General features: G+C 67.6%; 15 protein-coding genes. 4 read left to right on the forward strand and 11 right to left on the reverse strand.

Going from position 1 to position 14,612, the window contains the following annotated elements; genetic code table 11:
- Window positions 1-99: 99 nt before the first annotated feature.
- A complete protein-coding gene (locus tag ACFWU5_RS27960; RefSeq protein WP_379269849.1) occupies window positions 100-1,635 on the reverse strand; it encodes an amino acid permease in 1,536 nt (511 codons plus the stop codon).
- A gap of 218 nt (window positions 1,636-1,853) precedes the next feature.
- Here ACFWU5_RS27960 and ACFWU5_RS27965 point away from each other — a divergent pair, with 218 nt between their 5' ends.
- Window positions 1,854-2,534 (forward strand): TetR/AcrR family transcriptional regulator, encoded by a 681-nt coding sequence (locus ACFWU5_RS27965; RefSeq protein ID WP_379269850.1) that lies wholly within the window; start codon window positions 1,854-1,856, stop codon window positions 2,532-2,534.
- Window positions 2,535-2,546: 12 nt separating this feature from the next.
- Here the strand turns inward: ACFWU5_RS27965 and ACFWU5_RS27970 are convergent, their stop codons facing one another.
- The 6 genes from ACFWU5_RS27970 to ACFWU5_RS27995 form a co-directional block, all read right to left on the reverse strand.
- Complete coding sequence (locus ACFWU5_RS27970) at window positions 2,547-3,074, reverse strand: hypothetical protein (protein ID WP_379269851.1); 528 nt, start codon at window positions 3,072-3,074, stop codon at window positions 2,547-2,549.
- Between the two features lie 47 nt (window positions 3,075-3,121).
- The gene (locus tag ACFWU5_RS27975; protein WP_379239749.1) at window positions 3,122-3,916 is read right to left on the reverse strand and encodes a family 1 encapsulin nanocompartment shell protein; all 795 of its coding nucleotides are present in this window, start codon (window positions 3,914-3,916) and stop codon (window positions 3,122-3,124) included.
- Window positions 3,913-4,968, reverse strand: a complete 1,056-nt coding sequence (locus ACFWU5_RS27980) for a Dyp-type peroxidase (RefSeq protein ID WP_379269852.1) — start codon at window positions 4,966-4,968, stop codon at window positions 3,913-3,915. The genes ACFWU5_RS27975 and ACFWU5_RS27980 overlap by 4 nt, the downstream gene beginning before the upstream one ends.
- A gap of 81 nt (window positions 4,969-5,049) precedes the next feature.
- On the reverse strand, window positions 5,050-5,376 hold the full coding sequence (locus tag ACFWU5_RS27985) for a cupin domain-containing protein (protein WP_358186114.1): 327 nt from the start codon (window positions 5,374-5,376) through the stop codon (window positions 5,050-5,052).
- A 105-nt stretch (window positions 5,377-5,481) separates the two neighbouring features.
- On the reverse strand, window positions 5,482-5,967 hold the full coding sequence (locus ACFWU5_RS27990) for a dihydrofolate reductase (protein ID WP_379269853.1): 486 nt from the start codon (window positions 5,965-5,967) through the stop codon (window positions 5,482-5,484).
- On the reverse strand, window positions 5,964-6,767 hold the full coding sequence (locus ACFWU5_RS27995) for a thymidylate synthase (protein WP_379239752.1): 804 nt from the start codon (window positions 6,765-6,767) through the stop codon (window positions 5,964-5,966). Before ACFWU5_RS27995 ends, ACFWU5_RS27990 begins: the two co-directional genes overlap by 4 nt.
- 58 nt (window positions 6,768-6,825) lie before the next feature.
- Between ACFWU5_RS27995 and cobF the strand changes: the two genes are divergently transcribed.
- Window positions 6,826-7,566: a precorrin-6A synthase (deacetylating) gene (gene cobF, locus ACFWU5_RS28000; protein WP_379269854.1), complete on the forward strand. Its 741-nt coding sequence runs from the start codon at window positions 6,826-6,828 to the stop codon at window positions 7,564-7,566.
- A gap of 42 nt (window positions 7,567-7,608) precedes the next feature.
- The gene (locus ACFWU5_RS28005) at window positions 7,609-8,478 is read left to right on the forward strand and encodes an Fpg/Nei family DNA glycosylase (RefSeq protein WP_379269855.1); all 870 of its coding nucleotides are present in this window, start codon (window positions 7,609-7,611) and stop codon (window positions 8,476-8,478) included.
- Here ACFWU5_RS28005 and ACFWU5_RS28010 read toward each other — a convergent pair.
- From ACFWU5_RS28010 to ACFWU5_RS28020, 3 genes are all read right to left on the reverse strand, one after another.
- Entirely contained in the window at window positions 8,471-9,913 is a 1,443-nt protein-coding gene (locus ACFWU5_RS28010) for a dihydrolipoyl dehydrogenase family protein (protein ID WP_379269856.1), read from the reverse strand. The two genes, ACFWU5_RS28005 and ACFWU5_RS28010, sit on opposite strands and share 8 nt — an antisense overlap.
- Window positions 9,910-10,158 carry a DUF2630 family protein gene (locus tag ACFWU5_RS28015; RefSeq protein WP_379239756.1) on the reverse strand — a complete coding sequence of 83 codons (249 nt, stop codon included), beginning with the start codon at window positions 10,156-10,158 and terminating at the stop codon, window positions 9,910-9,912. Before ACFWU5_RS28015 ends, ACFWU5_RS28010 begins: the two co-directional genes overlap by 4 nt.
- Window positions 10,159-10,271: 113 nt before the next feature.
- Complete coding sequence (locus tag ACFWU5_RS28020; protein ID WP_379269857.1) at window positions 10,272-11,657, reverse strand: PLP-dependent aminotransferase family protein; 1,386 nt, start codon at window positions 11,655-11,657, stop codon at window positions 10,272-10,274.
- 79 nt (window positions 11,658-11,736) lie between these two features.
- Between ACFWU5_RS28020 and ACFWU5_RS28025 the strand changes: the two genes are divergently transcribed.
- Window positions 11,737-12,429: a pyridoxamine 5'-phosphate oxidase family protein gene (locus ACFWU5_RS28025; RefSeq protein ID WP_379269858.1), complete on the forward strand. Its 693-nt coding sequence runs from the start codon at window positions 11,737-11,739 to the stop codon at window positions 12,427-12,429.
- Window positions 12,430-12,455: 26 nt separating this feature from the next.
- Here ACFWU5_RS28025 and ACFWU5_RS28030 read toward each other — a convergent pair whose 3' ends face one another.
- Window positions 12,456-14,558, reverse strand: a complete 2,103-nt coding sequence (locus ACFWU5_RS28030) for a bifunctional lysylphosphatidylglycerol flippase/synthetase MprF (protein WP_379269859.1) — start codon at window positions 14,556-14,558, stop codon at window positions 12,456-12,458.
- Window positions 14,559-14,612: the final 54 nt, after the last annotated feature.

The following is a 14,612-nucleotide window of genomic DNA, read 5'->3' on the forward strand; positions in this document are numbered from 1 at the left end:
GCTAACTCGCGGCCGGGCCGCTACCGCCGCTGCGCGGCGGACCCTCCCTATGGGTCGGGTGTGCGGGGCTGGGAGGGTGGGCATGGCGGGTTTTGGGGTTTACGGTGTGGTCGGGGTCGGGGTCGGGGTCGGGGTGGGTTGTTGCGTTGCCACCACGGTGCGGTAGACGATCGCGCCCACTGTGAGGATCACGGCTACCGAGAGGGGGCCTGCCCACAGTTGCCACCAGCTGCCGCCTGCGGGGGTGTAGACCTCGGGGCGGGGCCAGGCGAGGTTGATGACCATGGCGATGCCCCAGGCGACGGCCAGGGCGTTGAGGGGGATGCCCCAGCGGCCCAGGTGGAACAGGGTGGGGTCGTCGAGGGTGGGCATTCCTTTGATGCGGCGGATAAGCAGGGGGATGGTGACCAGCAGGTAGGCCAGGTACAGGCTCACGATGCAGACGCTGGCCAGGGTGGCGAAGATGGCGGGGTTGCCGAGGTTCAGGACCAGCAGGCCGATGCCGAGGGCTCCGATGACCACGGCGGGCCAGACGGGGGTGCCGAAGCGGGGGTGCACGGTGGACAGGGCCTTGGCGAAGGGGAGTTTGCCGTCGCGGGCCATCGAGAACATCAGGCGGGAGCCCGCGGTCTGGATGGCGAGGGTGCAGACGATGACCGCGACGGCTACGCAGCCCAGCAGTACCGATCCCGCGGGGCTGTTCAGTTTCGAGGTGATCACGTAAGCCAGTCCGCCGGAAGACAATTCACCATCGGACAGGCTCGGCGCTGCCATCAGCGCGCCCAACAGCATCAGGCCACCGCCCAGTGCCGACACCGACAGCGCGAGCAGGATGGTGCGGGGCGCTACCCGGCGCGGGTTCTTGGTTTCCTCGGAAAGCTCACCGGCGGAATCGAATCCGACCATCACATACGCGGCCATCAGGCCCGAGACCAGGAACGCCGCCCAGTACGGGCCGGGGGTGGCCTGGTCGGTCTGGAACACCACGTCGGGGCCCCGCTCGGTGTTGACGAAGAACAGCGCGATGATCGCGAGCACGCCGACGATCTCGACGGTGACACCGATGGAATTGATCTTCGACATCAGGTCGATGCCGATCACATTGATCGCGGTGGTGACCACCAGCAGCACGCTGCCCAGCAGCACCGCGTTCATCGCGCCGTCACGGGAGGTCAGGGCGGTGTCGGTGCCGATGAACTGGAATCCGCCCCAGATCGAGGGCAGCACCACCTGCAGGGCGATGGCGGCCGCGGCGGCGGTGACGATCTGGGCGATCACCATCATCCAGCCGGCGAACCAGCCGACCAGCCCGCCCGCCAGTCGACGTGACCACTGATAGATACAGCCCGAGATCGGGTACCGGGCGGCGAGTTCGGCGAAGTTCAGCGCGACCAGGAACTGCCCGGCGAACACCAGCGGCCACGTCCAGAAGAAGGCGGCGCCGCCGAACGAATAGCCGAAGCCGAAGAACTGGAAGATCGTGGTCAGGATCGAGACGAACGAGAAGCCTGCCGCGAACGACGCGTAGCGCCCCAGCTTGCGGTGTAGGACCGGTTCATATCCGAAGGCGGCGAGGTCGGCGCTGTCGCGACCGAGTTCGGGTGGGGCGGCGGGGGATTGCAGCGTTGTGGCCATGTCGGTGTCCTTCAGCGGTTCGGCCAATATCTATCAGTTGATAGTTTTGCGCGCGCGATCGCTGGAACGGTGTCGTGTGTGTATCGACTGCGGGCACCGCGGTAACTTCTGCGTTGCCCGCAGTTTCTATCAAGTGACAGAAATTCGACCGACCGGCATCGTTGCCGGTGAGCGGCCCGCTGCGGCCCAGGTGGGGGCCCGGATGACAGAATCGACCCGTGGCGAATCTTGGTCCCGGGCGTCCCCGGCTGGAACAGCGGCGCAGGCAGGGAACCACGCCGCGGGCGGAGATCCTCGACGCGGCCGCCGAGCTGTTCACGACCAAGGGGTATGCCAACACCTCGACCCGGGCGGTGGCCGACGCCGTCGGGATCCGCCAGGCGTCGCTGTACCACCACTTCGCCGCCAAGGACGACATCCTCGACGCGCTGTTGGCCGAAACTGTCGCGGGGCCAGTGGAATTGGCGCAGAGAATGATGTCCGAAGCCGACAGTGCCGCGGTTCAGCTGTATGCGCTGGCACTGTTCGATGTACGCCAATTGCGCACGGCGCGTTGGAATCTCGGCGCGCTGTACTTGCTCCCCGAATTGCGCACCGAACGTTTCGTCGCGTTCCGTCGTCGCCGCGACGAACTACGCGGGCACTACGAACGCCTGTCCGCCGAATCAGCCACCGCCGCAGGCGAACCCGACGACGCGCGCATCCTGCCGTTCCGGCTGGTGGAGACGGTGATCGCGATCAGATACGACGACGGCGCCGCGGGAGTCGACACCGAGCGCGAGATCCCGGACGCGATCATGCGAATCGTCGGCCACCGCGGTGACATCGCCGCAGTGCGCACCGCAGCCGATGCACTGCTGGCCCGCCTCGGAGAGATCGGCGGCACCGCACCGCAGTGACGCCCGCGAAGCTCAGCGCGTGGTGGGCGGGGCTATCTGCCAGTGCTCGTTGAGTGCGCCTGCGATTTCGGGCAGCACGGTGATCGGAATGCGCTTGGCGCGCAACATCTCTCGGATCTCGCTGACCTGTTCGCGTTTGCGCATGTCGTAGGCGCCTGCCACGGGGCGGATCACCGGGGGGATCGACAGGAGTACGAGTTCGTCGGCGGATTCGCCGGTCAGGTCGAGGGCCAGGGCCCAGCGGGCGTGTTCGTCGAGGGTGAAGCGGCCTGCTACGACGCTGTCCCAGGCGACGGTGGACGAGCGGAAGGGGGTGCGGGTGTAGATCGCGTGCTCGTGTAACTCGATGACGTCGCGCACGAACAGGGCCGCACCCACCGCGATCCCGCCGATCACGCCGACCAGCAACCCGGTGATCACCCGGTTCACCCCGAACATCGCCAGGAACAACCCGACGACGCCCGTGGTGACCAGGACCCCGATAAAGCAGTAGAACAGGCTCCGAACAGCAGGCACCACACCGGCACGCACGACCGACATGCTCACCTCCCTCTCGAACGACTCGTCGCCCACCCTAGCCGCCGGGCTCAGGAGCCCAGCGACACCGCTGCTTCCGACGTCTCGACCAGGAACGTGAAGCTCTCCTGGAAGTACAACTGCACGTTCTCGGCGTCATGGCTGAGGTAACCGATCGACACGTCCTGCCCCAGCGCCAACGCGAAGTCGCCGCCGCGGGTGGTCACCACGAAACCGCCGGAGATCGCGGGCGCCCACACGACACCGTCGACCAGGCGCTCGATGTGGGTGCGGATCGGGTAACCGTGATCGGAGGTCTCGCTGACCTGGGTGTACAGCTCGGCGCTGAGCACCACCGTGTACGGCCCCTGCACGCCGGCCAGGCGCAGGCCCGACAGCGCGTGCGAGATCGCGTCGGGGATGTCGACGACATTGCTGGGGATGGCGACCGGGGCGTTGGAGGCGGCGGCACGGATGCCGGTGATGCCGCCCGCGGCGTAGCCCTCGAAGATCGCGCGGTCCTCGGCGAAGGCGATCTTCTGGGCGGCGGCCTTGAGGTTGTCGAAGTCGGCGTCGTTGGCGCCGCGCTCGATGTCGTCGAGCTCCTCGCGCTTCAACGTGAACGGCACCCGCAGCTCGACCAGCGGCTGCACGATCCGCTGATGGGCCTGCACACCCTTGTCCGGGGAGTCGATCGCGGTGAGCCGGCCGCGGTTGAGCGCGGAGTAGGCGACACCGTGCGGACCCGAGACGTCGACCACGCGGCGGCCCGCGATATTGCGCTTGAACGTGCGGGTGGCCTCCTCCTCGATCTGGGCCCATGCCTCGCCGGTGATCGGCGCGAGTTCGCGGTGCAGGTTGTTCATCGAGTGCTCCTTTTCATCGTGCCGATGGCCAGTGATCCGTCCGAACCCGACGCTGCCGCGTTCGCCTCGATGACCGGTTCGAAATCCGGGACCGGCACGTCCGGGTTCTCGGTGGCCACCACGGCGGGTGCTGCGGGTAGGGCGTCGAAGAAGTCGGCGGAAGGGGTGAAGAACAGGGTGCCGGTCAGGGCGGTGGAGAAGTCGAGAATGCGGTCGTAGGCGGCCTGATCGGTGCCGAGGAACATGCGCTCGAGCATCTTCTCGGTGACCGTGGGGGTGGCCGAGTAGGCGATGTAATAGGTGCCCAGCTGCTGGTCGCCGATGGTGCCGAAGGGCATGTTGGCGCGCACGATGTCGTGCTCGACGCCGTTCTCGTCGGTGATCGTGTTCATCACCACGTGCGAACTGGGCGGCTTCACATCGTCGGGCAGTTCGTAATCGCTGAGTTTGGTGCGGCCGATCACGCGTTCCTGCTCTTCGATCGGCAGCGCGTTCCACCTGTCCAGCGGGTGCAGGTACTTCTGCACGATCACGTAGCTACCGAAGGCGAAGTCGGGATCCTTGTCGCCGACGAACACGCTGGCCTCGGCCGCGGCGCCCTCGGGATTGGCGGTGCCGTCGACGAAGCCGAGCAGATCGCGCTGTTCGAAGTAGCGGAAGCCGTGGGTTTCGTCCACGACGGTGGCGGCCCCGCGCAGCCGGGTGGCGATCGCCATGGCGAGCTCGTAACAGGTGCCCATGTTCTCGGCTCTGATGTGGAACAGTAGATCGCCGGGCGTGGCGGGGGCGGTGTGGACGGGACCGTTGTAGCCCGGAAACTCGTGCAGCTCAGCGGGTTTGGGCCCGGTGAACAGCCGGTCCCAGGCAACGGAACCGATCGAGGTGACGCAGCTCAGGTCTTGGCCTGGCGTGCGGAACCCGACGGACTTCCGTAGATCGTTGACCTCGGTCAACAATGTGCGGACGGCGGCCTCGCCACCCTCGTCGATGGTCGCGACGAGGAACACTGCGGCGGGCGTGAGTGGAACGAGGATCGACTGTGGCTCACCCATGCAGACCACAGTACGGCCCCGCACCGACAGGTTCGATGAGCGGTTTGGCGTGTCAGTGCATTTCGAGCGAACTACCTGCGACTACTTCGCGACGGTGAGCAGGAACGTGACGTCGTCGACGGCTTTGACGCTGTGCCGAGCGCGCGGAACCACGATCAGATCGCCCGCGGAACCCTTCCACTCGTCGGTGCCCGCGATGAGCACCAGCGTGCCCGACAGCACCTGGATGGTGGCATCGCCCGCATTGTCGTGTTCGGCCAGGCTCTGGCCCTCCGCGAGCGCGACGACCGTCTGGCGCAATACGTGCGTGTGGCCGCCGATCAGGGTTTGCGAACTGCGGCCGCTCGTGGAGGTGGCCGCCAGTTTCAACTGTTGGCGGGCCACCGCGGTCAGCGATTTCTTGTCCATGGATCGCGCCTTTCGCGGGCGTTCAGCGGGCAGGTCTTGCGAAGCAGTATGCCCGACTCCGCCCACGCGTTCGGGCGTTTTGCCGTGACCGTTGGCCAGGTGTTGTCAGTGGCGGTCGTAGCGGCGAATGCGGTACCGCAGACCGGTTTTCGAGGTCAGCCACGGTGCGTCGTCCGCATGCCATTCCGGACCGACGGACGGGGCGAACGCGTCGCCGGTCACGGTCGTATCCACCTCGGTGACCAGCAGGGTCGTGGCAAACGGCAGCGCCGCGCGGTAGATCTCGCCGCCGCCCGCGACCCAGGTGTCGACCTCGCCGGTCATGGCCAGCGCGTCGGGCACCGAGCCGGCGCGCTCGGCACCCTCCGCAGCCCAATCGGTCTGGCGGGTGACCACGATATTGCGACGACCGGACAGCGGCCGGAAACTGGCGGGCAGGGAATCCCAGGTGCGTCGGCCCATGATCACCGGATGGCCCATGGTGGTGTCGCGGAAATTGGCCATGTCCTCGGGCACCCGCCACGGAATGGTGTTGTCCACGCCGATCACACCGTTGTTCGCCTGCGCCCAGATCAGGCCGACCTGTCTCACACCGCCACCGGCGCCTTGATGCCCGGATGATGCTTGTAATCCGACAGCTCGAGGTCTTCGAAGGCGTAATCGAACAGGCTCGCCGCCGGGCGCAGATGCAGGGTCGGGAACGGGAAGGGTTCGCGGGTGAGCTGTTCGCGGACCTGGTCGACGTGGTTGTCGTAGATGTGCACGTCGCCGCCGGTCCAGATGAACTCGCCGGGCTCGAGCTCGGTCTGCTGCGCGACCATCAACGTGAGCAGGGCGTAGCTGGCGATATTGAACGGCACACCGAGGAACAGGTCGGCGCTGCGCTGATACAGCTGGCACGACAGTTTGCCGTCGGCGACATAGAACTGGAAGAACGCGTGGCAGGGGGCAAGGGCCATCTTGTCCAGGTCGGCCACGTTCCAGGCCGACACGATCATCCGGCGCGAATCCGGGTCGGTGCGCAGGGTGTGCAGGACCTGGGCGATCTGGTCGATGTGGGTGCCGTCGGGGGTGGGCCAGGAACGCCACTGCACGCCGTAGACCGGGCCCAGTTCGCCCTTGGCGTCGGCCCACTCGTCCCAGATGGTCACGCCGTGCTCGCGCAGCCAGGAGACATTGGAGTCGCCGCGCAGGAACCACAGCAGTTCGTAGGCGATGGACTTCATGTGGACCCGCTTGGTGGTGATCAGCGGGAAGGATTCGGCCAGGTCGTAGCGCAGCTGATGTCCGAAGATGCTGCGGGTTCCGGTCCCGGTGCGATCGGCTTTGGGCGTGCCATTCTCGAGCACGTCGCGGAGGAGATCCTCGTACTGCGTATCAGGGGTGGCCACGTCTGGCGATTCTACGGGGGTCGGCCACGCGAACCGGCACCTGGCAAGCTCTTCGCCTATGCGCGAGCTCTACGTGATCGGCATCGGTGCGGGCGACCCCGACCAAGTGACGATGCAGGCAATCAAGGCCATGCGAAAGGCCGAGGCGTTCTTCGTGATCGGCAAGGGCGCCGAGAAACAGGAACTGGTCGACGTGCGGACCACGATCCTGGCCGAGTACGTGGACACGCCGCATCGGATCATCGAGATCGCCGATCCGCCCCGCGAGCGGACCCCCGACGACTACGCCGGGGTGGTCGTGGACTGGCACGAACGCCGGTCCGAACTCCTGGAAGCCGCGTTCGACCAGGTGGAGGGCATCGGCGCGATTCTCGTGTGGGGTGATCCGGCGCTCTACGACTCCACCCTGCGGATGGTCGAACATGTGCTGGCGCGGGGGCGGACCGTGTTCGATTACGCGGTGATTCCGGGCGTCACCAGCATCGCCGCGCTGGCCGCAAGGCACCGGATGGTGTTGCATCGGATCGGCGAACCCGTCCACGTGACCACCGGCCGCAAGCTGCGCGAAGAAGGCCTCGGACCCGGTTCGACGGTGGTGATGCTGGACGGGGAATGCTCGTTCACGGCGGTGCCGGGCGCCGATATCCATATCTGGTGGGGCGCCTACCTGGGCATGCCCGACGAAACGCTGATCGAAGGCAACCTGCGCGAGGTCGAAGGCGACATCGTGGCCCGTCGAGCGGAGTTACGCGCGGCGAAGGGCTGGATCATGGACGTGTATCTGCTGCGCGCAGGCTGAAGGATCGCGCGCCGATCCCCGCGAGGTCGCTAAACTGGCAGCGTGCCCGAGCTGCCGGAAATCGAGGCGTTGGCGCAGTTCCTTCGGGATCATGCGGTCGGCGCTGTGGTCGGTCGTGTGGACGTGGCGGCGTTGAGCGCGGTGAAGACCTTCGATCCGCCGGTGACCGCGCTGTCGGGTCGTGATGTCACCGGGGCGGGGCGGTGGGGGAAGTTTCTCGGAATGGATTGTGGCGGACTGTGGTTGATCACCCATCTGTCGCGTGGCGGGTGGTTGCGGTGGGTCGACGAGCCCAATCCGTTGCCGCCGCGGCCCGGCGGGAAGAGTCCGCTGGCGTTGCGCGTGCACTTCTTCACACCCGAAGGCGCCACGCCCGCGATCGACCTGACCGAGGCCGGAACCAAGAAGCGGCTGGCGGTGTACATCGTGGAGGATCCGCAGATGGTGCCGGGGATCGCGCGGTTGGGGCCGGATGCGCTGGCGGTGACCGAGGACGAGTTCGCCGCGCTGCTGAAAAGTGTGTCGCAGCGGATCAAGACCGCGATCGTGGATCAGACCTTGCTCGCCGGGATCGGCAACGCCTATTCCGACGAGATCTTGCACACCGCACAGATATCCCCGTTCGCGAACACCAAAACGATGTCGGCGGACAAGGTTTCGCGGTTGTACACCGCGATGCGCACGGTTCTGCTGGACGCGGTGCAGCGTTCGACGGGGCAGGACGCGGCGCGGTTGAAAGGCGAAAAGCGTTCGGGGATGCGGGTTCACGCGCGCACGGGGCAACCGTGCCCGGTGTGTCAGGACACCGTGCGCGAGGTGTCCTACGCGGAGCGGTCGTTCCAGTACTGCGCCACCTGCCAGACCGGCGGCAAAGTGCTCGCCGACCGGCGGATGTCGCGACTGCTCAAATAGACTTGCCGCGCCAGGTTTCCAGCAGGCGCAGCCAGAATTCGCTGACAGTGGGGAAGGCGGGCACCGCGTTCCAGAGGGTGTCGAGGGGGACCTGTCCTACTACCGCGATGGTGGCCGCGTGCAGCTGTTCGCCCATGTCGGGGCCGACGAAGGTGGCTCCGAGAATGCGGTCGGCGGCGGTGTCGATGACCAGTTTCGCGTGACCGTGGAAGTCGTTGCGCGACAGGGCGGAACCCGCGACGGCGATATCGAGTTCGACCGTATCCACGGCATGTCCGGCGGTGCGCGCCTCGTGTTCGGTCAAGCCGACGGACGCGAGTTCCGGTGCGGTGTAGACGACTTGGGGAATCTGTTGGTGGTCGGCGCTGGCGGTGAAGCGCATACCGTCCAGTGGCCTGCCTTCGGCGCGGGCGGCGATGACGTCACCGGCCACCCTGGCCTGGTACTTGCCCATATGTGTCAGTGCCACACGGTGATTCACGTCGCCGACGGCGTAGAGCCAGTGGCCGGGGACGCCGCGCGCGGTGAGTTGATCGTCGACCTCGATGTAGCCCGCGGGCAGGTCGACGGTGTCCAGGCCCAGATCGGCGGTGGCGGGGATGCGGCCGGTGGCCACGACCAGTTCGTCGACCTCTAGTTCGCCGTCGTCGAGGACTAGGGTGACCGGGCCGCCGTGGATGTTGCCGACGCCGGTGTCGGTGGGTTCGCGGCGCGAAACCAGCTTCGGTTCGGTGTGGAACCGCACCTTCACCACGCCCGTATCGCGCAAGCCCTGCAAGATCATTTCCGACGCGAAGGACTCGGCGCGCGGGAGCAGGCGGTCGCCGCGCACCAGCAGCGTGACCTCCTCGGCGCCGAGTTCGGCCAGCCAGGTGGCTGTTTCGCAGGCCACCACACCGCCGCCGATGATGCCGACTCGGCGCGGGACGACGGTGAGATTGGTGGCGTCGCGGGAGGTCCAGGGCAGAGCCTCGGCCACGCCCGGAATGTCGGGAATGGCGGCGGTGGTGCCGGTCGCCAGTACCACCGCGTGCCGGGCGCGTAGAACTTTGGTGCCGTCGTCGGAATCGACCCGGACGAGTTTTTCGCCGATCAGACGGCCCGCGCCGCGAACGGGAACGATGTTTTCGGATTTCGCCCACTCGACCTGGGAACTGTCGTCGTGGTGATGCACGAACGTATCGCGGCGGGCGAACACGTCGGGCACCTGCGGGCCGCTCGCGGTCACCCCCGGCATCGCCCGCGCCAGGTCGAGCACGGCGCCCGGTCGAAGCAGAGCCTTGCTGGGAATACACGCCCAGTAACTGCACTCGCCGCCGAACAGTTCCCGCTCCACCAGGGCGACGGTGCGGTCGCTGCCCGCGATGGCGTACGCGGCGGCGTTCTCACCCGCCGGCCCGCCACCGATGACTATGACGTCGTAGTCGTCGGTCACTGCAGATAGCCCTCGACCTCACGAGGAGAACGCATTTCGGTATCGGCCGGGGATTCACCGGACCCGATGCGAGCGCGCCGCTGCCGCAACAGATCCCACGCCTGATCGAGCATCACTTCCAACTGGGCCAGCTGCTGACGTTCGGCGACCGGGTCGATCTCACCCGCGGTGGCCTTGGCGCGCAGCGCGTGCTCGTCGTCGACCAGCTGGTTGATCTGCGCCAGAATGTCCTGATCATCGGTCATGTGCTCACCCGTTCGATAGTCGGAGGGGTAGTGCAGGGTCCGCAGTCCATGCTACGACCGCGCGGTCCGGCGGGGCAGGGTCCGCGAGCGCGCGCCGGGGTGCAACCCGACGACTACCGGCGCCGGTCAGCTACGGCCTGTGCGAGGCATTCGGCGGCGATCGGCATGGCTCGGGCCAGGTCGGCGCTGGTCAAGGCCGTGTAGCCGATGGCGACGCCGAAATGGTGTGGTTCGGCGAGGTGGTGGCGGGCCAGGCCGTCGAGTAGGACGCCGCGGGTGCGGGCGGTGTCGACGGCGTGGCGTTCGGCGGCCGGGTCGGGGAGTTCGACCACGACGTGGGAGCCCGCGTCGTCGCCGATGACGGGCAGGCCGTGGCGGGCGAGTTCGTCGACGACCAGGGCGCGGCGCGGTGGGACGACCCGGCGCAGGCGACGAAGGTGGCGGGCCAGGTCGCCGTGGCGGGCGAACTCGCTGAGGACGCGTTGGCCGGCCGGGCTGGGGGAGCTGCCGATGTGGGTGCGGTGGGTGAGCACGGCGTCGGTGATGTCGGGGCGGGCGACCAGCCAGCCGACGCCGAGGGTGGTGGCGATGATCTTGCTGGTGGTTCCCAGGTGGACGACGACGTCGGGTGCCATCGATGCCAGCAGGGGTAATGGTGCTGTGTCATAACGTAATTCGCCGTCGTAGTCGTCTTCGATGACGAAAGCGCCGGTTGTTCTGGCGAATTCGATGAGTTCTACTCGCCGGGATGCGGGCATCATCGCGCCGAGCGGAAACTGGTGTGCCGGCGTGCAATACACCGCTCGAACGCTGGCTGGAATCAGGTCGACTCGTAAGCCATCGGCATCGACGGGTATCGGCAGTACCTCTATTCCCGCGGCCCGGAACGCGCCGACGGCACGCAGGTAGCCGGGGTTCTCGATGGCGACCGTATCGCCAGGTCGAAGCAGGGTCGCGGCGAGTTCGGCGACCGCACTGCTGGCGCCCGCGGTGGCCAGGACCACCGAGCCGGGGCCTGCGGCCAGTCCGCGATGGCGCAGCAGGTGATCGGCGACCGCGGCCCGGAAGTCGGGTTCGCCCGCGCGGTTCTTTCGGGTCTCGGGTGCCTGGTCGCCGGCCGCGCGCCAGGCGCGACGCCAGGCGGCGGAGTTGACCGCTTCGGCGCACGGGGCGCCGGGGCTGAGATCGAGCAGGTCCGCGTTCGGGTTCGTGTCGTGGTGGATGGTGGGCGTGGTCGGGGCGGTGGCGGGGGCGGTGCTGAGGTAGGTGCCGGAGCCGTGTTTGCCGGTCAGCCAGCCTTCCGCGTGTAGTTGGTCGTAGGCGGCCGCCACCACGGTTCGGCTGACGCCGAGTCGCTGTGCGAGCGCGCGCGAGGACGGCAGGCGGTCGCCGATGCGCAACACCCGATCGGTCGCTGCCGCGCGTAAGGCATCGGCCACCTGCACCGACAAGGGTTCGGCGGCGGTGCGGTCGAGCGGGATCGGAAGGTCGTCGAGCATCGTCCACCTCGAATTGGCCTGTTGAACTTCGGTCGAATTGGATCTACACGTGGTCCACTTCTTCGGCGAAGCTCATCGTATGAGCACGCACGACGTCAACCGCAGCCCCCTGTCGCCCACCCCACGCACCACGCTGACCCGCGCCAAGGAACGCGGCGCCACCGACCGTGCGGACCTGGACGCGGTGCTCGACGCGGGAATGGTCTGCCACCTCGGCGTGCTGCTGCACGGGTCGCCGGTGGTGCTGCCCACCATCTACGGGCGCGTCGGAGACACGCTCTACCTGCACGGTTCCACCGGCGCGGGCAACCTGCGCGCCGCGATCGACACCGATATCTCGCTCACGGTCACCCACGTCGACGGGCTGATCTACGCCCGCTCGGCCATGCACTTCTCGATGAACTATCGCTGCGCGGTGGTCCGGGGTCGGGCCGTGCTGGTCACCGATGAAGCCGAGCGGGCGAACGCGCTGCGGGTGATCGTCGAGCACTCCGCGCCGGGTGCGTGGGATCGGGTGCGGCCGCCCAACCGCAAGGAGATGGCGGCCACGATGGTGCTCGCGCTCGACCTCACCGAAGCGTCGGTGAAGGTGCGTTCGGGCGGCCCGAAGGACGACGAGGGCGACATCGAGGCCGGTGGGGTGTGGGCCGGTGAGCTGCCGCTGCGGCAGGTGTGGGGCGAGCCGATCCCGGCCGACGACCTGGAACCCGGCGTCGACCTGCCTGCCGACGTTGCGGCTCGGGTGACACCGGTCGATGTGCGCGTGAGCTGAGCCCGTCGGTGGACCTGGCAGCGGAACTAATGCCCGGCTGCGCCGAGTGCGATCAGGTCCTTGGCCGACACCTCGGGCAGGTACGCCTTCGTCAGCGCGATGCCGATGCGGGGCAGGTCCGCCTCGTCTCGGTAGCACAGGTACACCGGCTCGTGGCGGGGCTGGAACTTGGCCTTGAACGAATGCAGTGACCGGAAACCGTAATACGGCTCCATCGCGGCGCCGAGCCCTTCGAGCAGACGGTCGATCGGCTCGGCGTCGTCGGCGTCGGCGCTGCGGGCCAGCGGGGCGCCCGACAGCGAAACGATCTCCGCGCCTTCCTCTTTGAACGCCTGGCACGACGACGCGATCAGGAATTCCACGACCGGGCGGAAACCGTCGGGGCGCCTGCGCATCACGTCCAGGGTCCAGCCGCGGATCTCGTCGCCGGGGCCGTAGACCGGCAGCCACGAGGTGATGCCGTGCACGCTGCCCTGCGCGTCGATCGCCAACCCGACCCGCACGGCCGGATCGAGGGCTTCCTCCACGCCGCCGAGCGTGAAACCCATTTCGGGCAGTCCCTTTTCGCCCACCCACTCCTCGGAGATGGCACGCACCTGGGCGATCACCGCGAACGGCTCGTCGGCCAGTTCGACCAGCCGGAACTCGATGCCCTCCTTGTTCGCCCGGTTGATCGCGGACCGAATGTCCTGCCACGCTTTGCCTTTGAACTCCAATTGCGGCAGGTCCACAATCGTGTCCTCGGCGATCTGCACACTGCGCCAACCGAGTTCGCCCGCGATGTCGGCCACGGCCTGGGTGGTGGAGAACAGGCAGGGGATCAGGCCGTCGGACTCGCAGCGGTCGGTGAAGGTGGCAATGGTGTCGGGCAGCAGGTCGGCGGGGCCGATCGGGTCGGTGAGCGCGATGACGGTGCCCGCGTGCCGCTGGTAGGCCACGCAGCGTTGCCCGTCGGCGGGGAACCAGTATTTGTTCTCGGGCCAGGTCGTCATCCACGACATGGTGCTGCCGCCGTAGCGGGCGAGCAGCTCGCGCACGGCCTCGCCGGGGTCGGTGCCGGTGAGAGCGCCGTCGGAGATCTTGCGCCGCAACGGAACTCGGAACGCGCCGCGTCCGCCGTACAGCAGCGCCACTTCGCCCGCCCACAGCAGGCCCGTGCCCACGGTCACCGCGCCGGTGGTCTCGTAGTCGGTACCGATGGCCACACCGAGCAACACCAGGGTGAGCACCACGTGCAGCAGCCCGTAGGCCAGCGCCACCCACCAGGCCCAGCGCCTGCCCTTGCGCAGCTGGTCCGCGATCACCGCGATCACCAGCACGGTCAGGATCGTGCTCCACAGTGAACCGCGCTCGCTCTCGGTGGGGCCCAGCAGACTGTTGCCGGGGAAGAAATACACCGCCACCGACGACGCGGCGATCACCATGAGCCCGGCGAACGCGAGCATCCGCACCTCGCGTCGAGTGCGCGGCCAGAAGCCGTGTTCGGTTCGGCTGAAAAGCTTTTCGCCCACCGGCAGCCACACGGCCAGCGCGATCAGGTGCATGAGATCGGCGAAGGTCGATTCGAACAGGAACGTGATCGCCACATACGCCACCAGCGCAGCGCGCACCCGCAGTCGCCACGGCGAACGCAAGCTCGCCGACAGCGCGGCCAACGCCGAGATCGCCGCGGTGGTGAAGCCGACATCGCGCACCTCGGAAAGCCGGTCCGCCCAAGCCAAATGGGTGTGCGCCAGCAGGCCGACGGTCACCGACGCGCCGAGAATGCCGATCAGCTGACCGGACACGCAGACCAGCGCGGTGTGCACGGTACCCAGCCGCCACTCCGCCCAACCGACCGCGCCCGCGAAAAGTATTGCCATCATGAGGTATTGGCCAGGCGTGAGCCCGAATATCCAGCCGGACAACGGAGTCCACCACTTGCCCTCGGTCAGCGCGGGCCAGCCGTAGGCGATATCGGGGAACCAGGAGCGCTGGTCCAGTCTGCTCCACAGACCTCCCGTGGCAAGGCCGCCGACCACGACCACGGCCAGGAACCCGATCGTGAACGGCAACCGGCGGATCATGGTGTGCGCCAAGGTCACGCCGCGCGAGGGGGTCGGTTCGACAGCAGCCGCATTGTCTTCCATGAATCCACCCTTTGCTGCGAGTGTGCCGCACCGCCACGGCAACGTCGTCTGTGT

It is taken from the genome of Nocardia sp. NPDC058640 (assembly GCF_042716995.1).
GTDB lineage: Bacteria > Actinomycetota > Actinomycetes > Mycobacteriales > Mycobacteriaceae > Nocardia.

Coding starts and splice junctions, on each gene's coding strand:
- cobF (WP_379269854.1), top strand. CDS start 6,826: ATGCGCGAGCTCTACGTGATCGGCATCGGTGCGGGCGACCCCGACCAA.
- ACFWU5_RS27980 (WP_379269852.1), bottom strand. CDS start 4,968: ATGGGTGAGCCACAGTCGATCCTCGTTCCACTCACGCCCGCCGCAGTG.
- ACFWU5_RS28020 (WP_379269857.1), bottom strand. CDS start 11,657: ATGCTCGACGACCTTCCGATCCCGCTCGACCGCACCGCCGCCGAACCC.
- ACFWU5_RS27970 (WP_379269851.1), bottom strand. CDS start 3,074: ATGTCGGTCGTGCGTGCCGGTGTGGTGCCTGCTGTTCGGAGCCTGTTC.
- ACFWU5_RS27975 (WP_379239749.1), bottom strand. CDS start 3,916: ATGAACAACCTGCACCGCGAACTCGCGCCGATCACCGGCGAGGCATGG.
- ACFWU5_RS28025 (WP_379269858.1), top strand. CDS start 11,737: ATGAGCACGCACGACGTCAACCGCAGCCCCCTGTCGCCCACCCCACGC.
- ACFWU5_RS28030 (WP_379269859.1), bottom strand. CDS start 14,558: ATGGAAGACAATGCGGCTGCTGTCGAACCGACCCCCTCGCGCGGCGTG.
- ACFWU5_RS28015 (WP_379239756.1), bottom strand. CDS start 10,158: ATGACCGATGATCAGGACATTCTGGCGCAGATCAACCAGCTGGTCGAC.
- ACFWU5_RS27985 (WP_358186114.1), bottom strand. CDS start 5,376: ATGGACAAGAAATCGCTGACCGCGGTGGCCCGCCAACAGTTGAAACTG.
- ACFWU5_RS27960 (WP_379269849.1), bottom strand. CDS start 1,635: ATGGCCACAACGCTGCAATCCCCCGCCGCCCCACCCGAACTCGGTCGC.